8 protein-coding genes are annotated in these 10,175 nt (G+C 68.8%); 7 read left to right on the top strand and 1 reads right to left on the bottom strand.

Annotated features, from left to right (window positions below):
- From VD964_RS24235 to VD964_RS24210, 6 genes are all read left to right on the top strand, one after another.
- The coding region (locus VD964_RS24235; RefSeq protein WP_414637258.1) for a hypothetical protein at nt 1–2,015 on the top strand (2,015 nt) is incomplete at its 5' end.
- Between the two features lie 51 nt (nt 2,016–2,066).
- The gene (gene trxB / locus VD964_RS24230; RefSeq protein ID WP_324871056.1) at nt 2,067–3,071 is read left to right on the top strand and encodes a thioredoxin-disulfide reductase; all 1,005 of its coding nucleotides are present in this window, start codon (nt 2,067–2,069) and stop codon (nt 3,069–3,071) included.
- A gap of 255 nt (nt 3,072–3,326) precedes the next feature.
- Nucleotides 3,327–4,337: an ABC transporter permease gene (locus tag VD964_RS24225; RefSeq protein WP_324871055.1), complete on the top strand. Its 1,011-nt coding sequence runs from the start codon at nt 3,327–3,329 to the stop codon at nt 4,335–4,337.
- On the top strand, nt 4,334–5,254 hold the full coding sequence (nikC, locus tag VD964_RS24220; protein WP_324871054.1) for a nickel transporter permease: 921 nt from the start codon (nt 4,334–4,336) through the stop codon (nt 5,252–5,254). Before VD964_RS24225 ends, nikC begins: the two co-directional genes overlap by 4 nt.
- 3 nt (nt 5,255–5,257) lie before the next feature.
- Nucleotides 5,258–6,103, top strand: coding sequence for an ABC transporter ATP-binding protein (locus VD964_RS24215; protein ID WP_324871053.1), 846 nt, complete (start codon nt 5,258–5,260; stop codon nt 6,101–6,103).
- Between the two features lie 5 nt (nt 6,104–6,108).
- Nucleotides 6,109–6,885, top strand: coding sequence for an ABC transporter ATP-binding protein (locus tag VD964_RS24210; RefSeq protein WP_324871052.1), 777 nt, complete (start codon nt 6,109–6,111; stop codon nt 6,883–6,885).
- 21 nt (nt 6,886–6,906) lie between these two features.
- Here the strand turns inward: VD964_RS24210 and VD964_RS24205 are convergent, their stop codons facing one another.
- Complete coding sequence (locus VD964_RS24205) at nt 6,907–8,775, bottom strand: GGDEF domain-containing protein (protein ID WP_324871051.1); 1,869 nt, start codon at nt 8,773–8,775, stop codon at nt 6,907–6,909.
- A gap of 610 nt (nt 8,776–9,385) precedes the next feature.
- Between VD964_RS24205 and VD964_RS24200 the strand changes: the two genes are divergently transcribed.
- A partial coding sequence (locus tag VD964_RS24200) for an ATP-binding protein (protein WP_324871050.1) occupies nt 9,386–10,175 on the top strand: 790 nt, incomplete at its 3' end.

Below are 10,175 nucleotides of genomic sequence, written 5' to 3'. Positions count from 1 at the left end.
AATCCGGTCGCCTGCAAATCACTGTCGCCTACCCTGCCGAAGGGGCTATAACCGACGCCCTGGCTTTGCTATCGCGCGTGTGTGCCCTGATGCCCCTTCGGATCGAGACCTTTTCCAACGTCACCGGCGGCTCCAGCTTCTTCAAGGCGGTGGGCCATCCGCTGGCGGCGCCCAAGGCCGCGATCCTGATCGCGCGGCTGGCCTCATACGGCCCGGTGGCCGTCTATGACCCGATGGGCCTGCTGTCGGGGCTGGCGGAGTTCTATGACCTGTCGGCGGTGCCGGTTTGCGGCATCTATGTCCAGGACGTGGAGCAGGTGGGGAAAGAGGTGTTCGGCCACGCCGCCCGCCCGGTGACCGACCTGCCGGCCAGCGGCGCCCGCACCGTCTTCATCGTCGCCTTCGATTCGCAGCGCTTGGAAGGCCACATCGCCCACCTGATCCCGAAACAGGCGGGGGTCGTCTCGCTGGACGCCATGCGCGTGCCGGAAGACATGCTGAACGACCCCGGCCATTACCTGTCGAAGTTCAACTGGGCGACCAATTTCGCCTGGTTCCGCGACGGCGACGGCCACCACACCCGCGTGGTGTCCGCCAACTACTGGCCGCGCTACGGCGCCAAGGGCACCCGGCTGTGGGCCTGCCTGTTCGACGGCGAGGGCCGCCCGATCGCCGACTGGACGGAGCCGATGCCGCCGTCGGACGGAACCGTGGTGATCGACAGCCGACAGGTTCGCGAGCGATTCAACCTGTCCCCCTTCTGCGGGTCGCTGTTCCTGCACATCATCGGCGCCGCCGGGCATGACGTGGTCAAATACGCCCTCGACACCTATGGCGACGACGACACGGTGCTGTCCTGCACCCACGACGCCAACGCCTGGCCGGCCGACCTCTATGCCGGCCTGCCCGCCCCGCGCGAGGGAGAGCGGGTGTCGTTGTGGATCCAGAACAGCCACCCCACCCCGATCCCGGCCGGTGCCGTCGGGCTGAACCTGATGGGGTCGCCGGAAATCCGCGTGCTCGACCGCGCCGTCCCGGCCTTCGCCACCATCGAACTGGACACCGCCAGCCTGTTCCCCGAAGCCCGCTGGCCCCAGCAGTTCGAGGTGCAGGCCGGCAAGCATTTCGTCCGCCCGCGCTACGAGATCGTCGCCGCAGACGGCCGCCGCCGCATGGCCCACGCCAATGTGGAGCGCACCGACCTGAAGCCCGACCCCAAGCTGCCGCTGCTGACCGGCGGAGCGGTGGACAAGGGCGTGGTCGGCAAGGGCCACATCCTGCCGGCGCCGCTGCTGCCGATGGGCCGCTGGCGCACCACCCTGCTGCCCACCCCGATGAGCACGGCGCAGACCGAGCTGCCGGTGAAGGCCGTGGTCTACGACCGCAACGGCAAGGCGGTGGCGGAACACCGCTTCGGCAACCTCAAGCGCTCCGACAGCCGGGCGCTGGACGTCACCGGGCTGGTCGCCGACCGGACGGTCGTCGACGCTTGGGGCCACGTCGAACTGGTCTATGATTTCGAAGTCGGAACGGTTGCCGACGGCTGGCTGCACGCGCTGGTCCGTTACGAGGACGTAAAGACCGGCCATGTGGCGGAGACCAGCTTCGGCAGCCACATGTTCAACATGGCGATGGTCTACCGCGACGAACCGCAGAGCTACCATGGCCGTCCGCCCGGTCTGTCGACCCGCCTGTTCCTGCGGCTGGGCACCGATCCGTGGGACACGCTCTGCCACCTCGTCTACCCTGCCTCGACGCCATGGCATGCCCTGTCGGACACCAAGCTGATCCTGCGGCGCCGCGACGGTGTGGAGGTGGCGCGGAAGCGGCTGGAAATCTCCTGTGGCGGCTCACGTTTCTGGCGCTATCACGAGATGTTTTCGGAAGCGGAACGGATTGCGGCGGGCGATCATGCCTATGTGCTGATCCGCGACACCACCTGCCGCCTGTTCGGCTACCATGGCTGCCTTGCAGGTGACAGCGCCTTCAGCCTCGACCATATGTTCGGCTTCTAGAACCGATTTAATCACGACTCCCCTTCGCCGGGATTTTGCGGGATCACGTCCATGGCCACCACGCACCACACCAAGGTCCTCATCATCGGCGCCGGCCCGGCCGGCTACACCGCCGCCATCTATGCCGCGCGCGCCAACCTGGAACCGCTGATGGTCCAGGGCATGCAGCCGGGCGGCCAGCTGATGATCACCACCGATGTGGAGAATTTCCCCGGCTTCGCCGATCCGATCCAGGGCCCCTGGCTGATGGAGCAGATGCAGAAGCAGGCGGAGCATGTCGGCACCAGGATGGTGTTCGACCTGATCACCGACGTCGACTTCACCCAGCGTCCCTTCGTCTGCAAGGGCGACAGCGGCGACACCTACACCGCCGACAGCGTCATCATCGCCACCGGCGCCCAGGCGCGCTGGCTCGGCATCTCGACGGAAGAGATCTATCGCGGCTTCGGCGTGTCGGCCTGCGCCACCTGCGACGGCTTCTTCTTCCGCGGCAAGGAGGTGGCGGTCATCGGCGGCGGCAACTCCGCTGTGGAGGAAGCGCTGTACCTGACCAACCACGCCACCAAGGTGACGGTCATCCACCGTCGCGACAGCTTCCGTGCCGAACGCATCATGCAGGACCGCCTGTTCCGCCACCCGAAGATCGAGGTGGTGTGGGACAGCACGGTCGAGGAGATCGTCGGCGAGGGCGACGGGACGATGGGCAACCCGCGCGCGGTCACCGGCGTGCGCATCAAGAACGTCAAGTCGGGCGAGGAGCGCGTCATTCCGGTGGCGGGCGTCTTCGTCGCCATCGGCCATGTGCCGGCGACTGGCATCTTCCAGGGCAAGGTGGAGATGGACGACGCGGGCTACATCGTCACGGTGCCCGATTCGACCGCCACCAACATCCCCGGCGTCTTCGCCGCCGGCGACGTGAAGGACAAGGTCTATCGTCAGGCGGTCACCGCCGCCGGCATGGGCTGCATGGCGGCGCTCGAGGCCGAACGCTGGCTCGCCCACCACGAGCCGGCCGCCGGCGCCCATGGCGATCCCAGCCCGGCGGGGACGTGGTGATCTGAGGGTTCAGTTCAAGCGGCGGATGCCCCCTCCCTAACCCTCCCCCGCTTGAGCGGGAGAGGGAACTCCGCCGCTCTGCAACCGACTCCCTCTCCCGCGCAGCGGGGGAGGGTTGGGGAGGGGGCACACGCAGCACACGCAGCAACCACCTCCCCGTACCCCCCTATGCCCTTGACGGGCTTTGCACAAAGCCCCGACTGTGATTCCCTTGAGCGCGTTCGACTGGGCGCGTCCAACCGCGAGGGAGTCGTCTTGCCTACGCTGAAACGCGGCCTGACCCTGCTGGTCACGGTGGCCGCAACCCTGCTGGGCCTGCTGCTGGTCACATTCCTGATCGGGCGCGTGGTGCCGATCGACCCGGTGCTGTCCGCGCTCGGCGACCGGGCGAATGCCGAAAGCTATGCGCAGATGCGCACGCAGCTGGGCCTCGACCTGCCGCTGTGGCAGCAGTTCCTCCACTATGTCGGCGACGTGGCTCAGGGCGACCTCGGCACCTCGGTGCTGACCTCGCGCCCGGTGCTGGAGGATGTGCTGCGCGTCTTCCCGGCAACGCTGGAACTGGCGACGGTCGCGGCCATCGTCGGGGCGGTGCTGGGCATTCCGGCCGGGGTGTTCGCCGCCGTCAACCGCGGGCGCTGGCCAGACCACGCCATCCGTCTGCTCGGCCTGCTCGGCCATTCGGTGCCGATCTTCTGGCTGGGACTGATGGCGCTGCTGCTGTTCTACGCCAAGCTGGACTGGGCGCCGGGGCCGGGACGGGTCGACGTCTTCTACGAGGGGATGGTCGATCAGGTGACCGGCATCGTGACGGTGGATGCGCTACTGGCTGGCGAGACCGACATCTTCTGGAACGCGGTGGGGCATCTGGTGCTGCCGTCGGCGATCCTCGGCCTCTATTGCGTCGCCTACATCGCGCGGATGACGCGCGGCTTCATGCTGGACCAACTGCGCCAGGAATACATCACCACCGCCCGGGTGAAGGGCCTGTCGGAGACCCGCGTCGTCTGGGGTCATGCGTTGCGCAACATCACCGTGCCGCTGATCACCGTCATCGCCCTGTCCTATGCCAGCCTGCTGGAGGGGTCGGTGCTGACCGAGACGGTGTTCGCCTGGCCCGGCCTGGGGCTCTACATCACCAATTCGCTGCTCAGCGCCGACATGAACGCGGTGCTGGGAGGGACGCTGGTGGTCGGCGCGGTCTTCATCGCACTGAACCTGCTGTCCGATCTGCTCTATCGCCTTCTGGATCCCCGGGCCCGATGACCGCGCGCACCGACACCCGATCCGCCACATGGCGGGACTGGCTGACCACCGACACGCCGCAGTCCCGCGGACAGGCCCGGCTGGGCCGCGCCTGGGCCGGCTGGACGTCCTTCCGCCGCAACCGGCTGGCCGTCGCCGGGCTGCTGATCGTGCTGGCCCTGGTCGTCGTCGCGGCGCTGGCCCCTGTGCTGGCGCCCTACCACCCCTATGCCCAGGACTTGAACAACCGGCTGCTGCCGCCGAGCGCCGCCCATTGGCTGGGCACCGACGCCTTCGGCCGCGACATCCTCTCCCGCCTGATCCATGGCGCACGGCTGACCCTGATGATCGTCGCGCTGGTGGCGGCGACGGCGCCGCTGGCCGGGCTGGTGATCGGCACGGTCGCCGGCTATTTCGGCGGCTGGGTCGACACCGTGCTGATGCGGATCACCGACATCGCGCTGGCCTTCCCCAAGCTGATCCTGGCGCTGGCCTTTGTCGCCGCGCTCGGCCCCGGCATCGAGAATGCGGTGATCGCCATCGCCATCACCTCCTGGCCGCCCTATGCCCGCATCGCGCGGGCGGAGACGCTGACCGTCCGCCGCGCCGACTTCATCAGCGCCGCCCGGCTGCAGGGCGCCTCCAGCCTGCGCATCATCCTGGGCCACGTCATGCCGCTGTGCATCGCGTCGCTGATCGTGCGGACGACGCTGGACATGGCCGGCGTGATCCTGACCGCCGCCGGCCTCGGCTTCCTCGGCCTCGGCGCCCAGCCGCCGCTGCCGGAATGGGGGGCGATGATCGCCAGCGGCCGGCAATACGTGCTGGAGCAATGGTGGGTCGCCGCCATGCCCGGCCTTGCCATCTTCATCGTCAGCCTCGGCTTCAACCTGTTGGGCGACGGGCTGCGCGACGTGCTGGACCCGAAGGGGGATTGAGCGATGGCCGACGACACTCCCCTTCTGGAAGTCTCCAACCTCCGCGTCGCCTTCCCCACCCGCACCGGCATGGCCGAGGCGGTGCGCGGCGTCTCCTTCACGCTGGGCCGGGAGAAGCTGGGCATCGTCGGCGAGTCGGGCTCCGGCAAGTCGATGACCGGCCGCTCCATCCTGCGCCTCGTGCCGCCGCCGGGCCGAGTGACCGCCGACCGGCTGGCCTTCAACGGCGAGGATCTGCTGGCGGCGTCGCCCAGGCGCATGCGCGACATCCGCGGCCGGCGCATCGCCATGGTGATGCAGGACCCCAAATACTCCCTCAACCCGGTGATGACCGTCGGCCGCCAGATCGCCGAGGCCTACCGCGTCCACAGCAAGGCCGGCGCGGCCGAGGCCAAGCGCCGCGCGCTGGAAATGCTGGCCGCCGTGCGAATCCGCGATCCGGAGCGGGTCTATGACCGCTACCCGCACGAGGTGTCGGGCGGCATGGGCCAGCGCATCATGATCGCGATGATGCTGATCCCCGACCCCGACCTGCTGATCGCCGACGAGCCGACCTCGGCGCTGGACGTCACCGTGCAGATGCAGGTGCTGGCGATCCTGGACGACCTCTGTTCCCAGCGCGGCATGGGCATGATCTTCGTCAGCCACGACCTGAACCTCGTCGCCTCCTTCTGCGACCGCATCCTCATCATGTATGCCGGCCGGGTGGTGGAGAGCTGCCGCGCCTCGGAGCTGCACGCCGCCCGGCACCCCTACACCCGCGGCCTGCTGGCCAGCCTGCCGCGGATCGACGAGCCGCCGGGCGACCTGCCGGTGCTGAGCCGCGATCCCGCCTGGTTGGAGGGATGATGACGATGATCGACATCCGGAACCTGCGGGTCCGCTTCGGCCAGGGCACCGATACCGTCACGGCGGTGGACGGCATCACCCTGTCGGTGCGGGAGGGGGAGAGCTTCGGCCTCGTCGGCGAGTCGGGGTCCGGCAAATCCACCGTCCTGCGCGCGGTCAGCGGCCTGAACGACGAGTGGACCGGCCGCATCGCGGTCGCCGGCACGGAACAGGGGCCGAAGCGGCATAAGGGCTTCTACAAGCTCTGCCAGATGGTGTTCCAGGACCCCTACGGCTCCCTGCATCCGCGCCACACGGTGGACCGCATCCTGGCGGAGCCGATCGCCATCCACGGGCTGGGCGATGCCGACGCGCGCATCGACCGGGTTCTGCGCGATGTCGGATTAGGCTCCGCCTTCCGTTTCCGCTACCCGCACCAGCTGTCGGGCGGTCAGCGCCAGCGCGTCGCCATCGCCCGCGCCCTGGTGCTGGAGCCGCGCATCCTGCTGCTGGACGAGCCGACCTCGGCGCTCGACGTGTCGGTCCAGGCGGAGATCCTGAACCTGCTGCGCCGCCTGCGGGCCGAACATGGCCTGACCATGGTGCTGGTCACCCACAACCTCGCCGTCGTCGCCAACCTGTGCGACCGGCTGGCGGTGATGAACCGCGGCCGGCTGGTGGAGGAGATGACGGTGGAGGAACTGCGCCGCGGTGCCGCGCGCGAGCCCTACACGTTGCAGCTCCTGCGGGCCAGCCTGGGCTATGACCGCGCGACGGCGGAAAGTTTCCGGGATTATGCGTGAGGGGGCGATCACGCCGTGGTCTCACGCCAGCCGCACCACGCACAGCTTGTCCTCCGCACCCTTGGCGGCGGCCTTGTGGTCGGCGATGGCGGCGTTGATGGTGTCCGGAGTCAGGCCGTGGCAGCCGGGCGGGATCACCACGGCCACGCCGCTGGCCGCCAGCAAGGGAAAACGTCGCACCGCCCCGTAGCGGTCCTTGGCCAGGAACCCGCCGCTGACCCGCGTTTCGGCGTCGTACAGGCTCTCGGCATCCGAACGGAACAGGGCCAACAGCTCCGTCAGCCGGGCCAGCACCTCGCCTTCCTCGCCGCCACTGACGCCCAGGAAGAAGTCGTCGCCGCCGATATGGCCGGCGAAAGCGTCGGCGTCGATGGAGGCCCCGGCGCTGCCGGCCCAGGCCTTCAGCCGCTCGCTGAACATCAGGATGGCGCGGTCGCCCTGGCGGAAGCCGAAATTGTCGTTGAAGGGCTTGAAGTTGTCGAAATCCAGATAGGCCAGCACATGGCCGCGCGCACCATCGGCCAGCGCCCCTTCGATGTGGCGCAGGATGGCGGCGTTGCCGGGCAGGCGCGTCAGCGGGTTCTGGTCCGTCGCCATCGCCAGATTGCGCTCATGCACCAGCCGCAGCAGGGCGCCGCCCGACAGCACGCCGGCATAGGCGCCGCCCTCCACGATCACGATGCCGTCGGCGGCGGATTCGGTGGAGAAGGCTTCGATCACCCGGTCAAGCGGCATGGAGATGTCGCAGACCGGCGAGCGGATGACCAGATCGTCCAGCCGGTCGCCCAGTCCACGGTTGCGCAGCAGCTCTCCGCCGAAGCGTGAATAGACGAAGCGCTTCAGATCGCGTTCCCGGATCAGCCCCAGTGGTCGGTCTTGTTCGTCCACGATCGGGGCGATGGAGGCGCTGCCGTCGCGGCGGAAATAGTCCAGCAGTTCGGTCTTGCGCGAATCGACCCGCAGCGGCGGCAGCCGTTCGATCACCTCCGACAGGCGGCGGTGCGACTCGCTGGGCTGGCGCCGGTCCCGGCGGTTGAGATCCTCGACGATCGCATAGCGGTTGGGCAGCCCGGTCAAATCCACCCGCGGCCGAGCGATCAGGAAGCCCTGGGCGAAGTCGCAGCCGAGATCCCGGCAGGTGTAGAACTCGGCGACGGTCTCCACCCCCTCCGCCACGATCAGGATGCCCAGCGCATGGGCGTGGCCGGCCAGGGCCGCCACCAGCGCCCGCTTGCGCGAATCCGCGTCGATGCCGGTGATGAAGAAGCGGTCGATCTTCACATAATCGGGCCGCGCCTCGTACAGCGTCCGCAGACCGGAATGGCCGACGCCGAAATCGTCGATGGCGATGCCGGCCCCGCCATGGCGGTAGCGGTCCACCGCCGCATCCACCGCGATGCCGCTGGCGACCGGACGGCTCTCCGACAGCTCCAGCACAATACCGCTGTTGCGCGACGCCGCCGGATCGCGGGCCAGCCAGGGCGAGTCCGGCTGCCCGATCAGCCTGGCGTCCAGGTTGAGGAACAGCTTCGCCTCGCTCCAGCCCGACAGCGCACGGTAGGCGGCGACCGCCTTTGCGTGCAGTGCGGTCTCCACCGTCGCCAGCAATCCCGCGGCCTCGGCAGCATCCAGCAACTCGCCGGCATTGGCGAATCCGGTGCGCTCGAACCCGCGCAGCAGCGCCTCATAACCGTGGCAGCGGCCCGAGCGCAGTTGGACGATGGGCTGGAAGGCGTAGCGCAGAGCGCCGACCGCCGATGCCCAGTCGAACGCCGCAGCATCGCCGTCGGCGGAGCGAACGGCGTTCCAGCTCGCGCCATAGGACTCGGCTCGGTCGCTATCCGTCCGTCCGGCCTTGGTCCCGGCTTTGGTCGTGGTCAGCACAGTCATCGCTCGGTCCGCCAGCGCCGATCCCGCAATGGGGCGGCATCTGCTTGTAACAGAGCTTGTTTGCGTTTTCATGACCACAGCCCGGCGTTGTCGCACAACGCCGCAGTCCGTCCGGAACGCAGAGGATTCAGTCGCGCCAAAACGCGGGTTGATCAGAGATGGGGTCTGAACACGGTGCGGTGGAATGCGCATTGCCCCCACCACCGCGCATCGCTATGCATGCGGCGGTGGGAACCGGGCGGCGGACAGGCCACCGCCCGCGTCCCACCTACCTGGGAGGACAGAGTGGAGAAAGCACTCGTACTCCTGGTCCTGGTGCTCCAGCTGATCAAGGCGATCCTTGACCTGCTGAAGTAACCGGACCGGACGGGGGGTGCGGTAGCAGCCGCATCCTCCTGTCCGCCAGAATATGGTCAAAACGCCCTCCACTGCAAGACCCGCCCCACCACCGGAGCGCTCATCCGCGCCACAACCGCTCAATCGGCCGGAGAGTGGTTCCCCGTCCGCAGCCCGGCCGTCCCGAATCGAATCCTCGTATCGCTGCGCCCGCCTGCGCTATAGGAAGGCCCTCCCCAACGGGGGCGGTTCGGGTGAGCGGGAGGCGAGCGGGATGAAGGTCGGCATCGACATGGGAGCGACGAACGCGGGCAGCAACGCGACGCTCGACCTGGAGGAGCTGCTGGCGACCCGTCTGCTGGTCCAGGGCAATTCCGGCTCCGGCAAGTCGCACCTGCTGCGCCGGCTGATCGAACAGAGCGCCCAATGGGTGCAGCAGGCGGTGATCGACCCGGAGGGCGACTTCGTCACGCTGGCCGAGCGCTTCGGCCATGTGGTGGTCGAGGCCGACGAGCACAGCGAGGCCGCGCTGCAATCGGTCGCCGCCCGCGTGCGCCAGCACCGCGTCTCCGTCGTCCTGAACCTGGAGGGGCTGGACGCGGAAATGCAGATGCGCCATGCCGCCGCATTTCTGGGCGGGCTGTTCGATGCCGACCGCGACTTCTGGTATCCGATGCTGGTGGTGGTGGACGAGGCGCAGCTGTTCGCCCCGTCGGCCGCCGGCGAGGTATCGGACGAGGCTCGCAAGGTCTCGCTCGGCGCCATGACCAACCTGATGTGCCGCGGGCGCAAGCGCGGGCTGGCCGGGGTGATCGCCACCCAGCGTCTGGCGAAGCTGGCGAAGAACGTCGCGGCCGAGGCGTCCAACTTCCTGATGGGCCGCACCTTCCTCGACATCGACATGGCGCGCGCCGCCGACCTGCTGGGCATGGAGCGCCGGCAGGCGGAGATGTTCCGCGACCTGGAGCGCGGCCACTTCATCGCGCTCGGCCCCGCCTTGTCGCGCCGGCCGCTGCCGCTGCGCATCGGCGCGGTGGAAACCCAGGGCCGCACCGGCAGCCCGA

It is taken from the genome of Azospirillum sp., from assembly GCF_035628975.1.
Lineage (GTDB): Bacteria > Pseudomonadota > Alphaproteobacteria > Azospirillales > Azospirillaceae > Azospirillum.
Note: the sequence above shows the minus strand (reverse complement) of the source record. Positions and strands in the feature narration are given on the sequence as shown.

What these genes read in the sequence shown, in the direction of transcription:
- trxB (WP_324871056.1), top strand. Translation starts at nt 2,067, where the DNA reads ATGGCCACCACGCACCACACCAAGGTCCTCATCATCGGCGCCGGCCCG.
- nikC (WP_324871054.1), top strand. Translation starts at nt 4,334, where the DNA reads ATGACCGCGCGCACCGACACCCGATCCGCCACATGGCGGGACTGGCTG.
- VD964_RS24215 (WP_324871053.1), top strand. Translation starts at nt 5,258, where the DNA reads ATGGCCGACGACACTCCCCTTCTGGAAGTCTCCAACCTCCGCGTCGCC.
- VD964_RS24210 (WP_324871052.1), top strand. Translation starts at nt 6,109, where the DNA reads ATGATCGACATCCGGAACCTGCGGGTCCGCTTCGGCCAGGGCACCGAT.
- VD964_RS24205 (WP_324871051.1), bottom strand. Translation starts at nt 8,775, where the DNA reads ATGACTGTGCTGACCACGACCAAAGCCGGGACCAAGGCCGGACGGACG.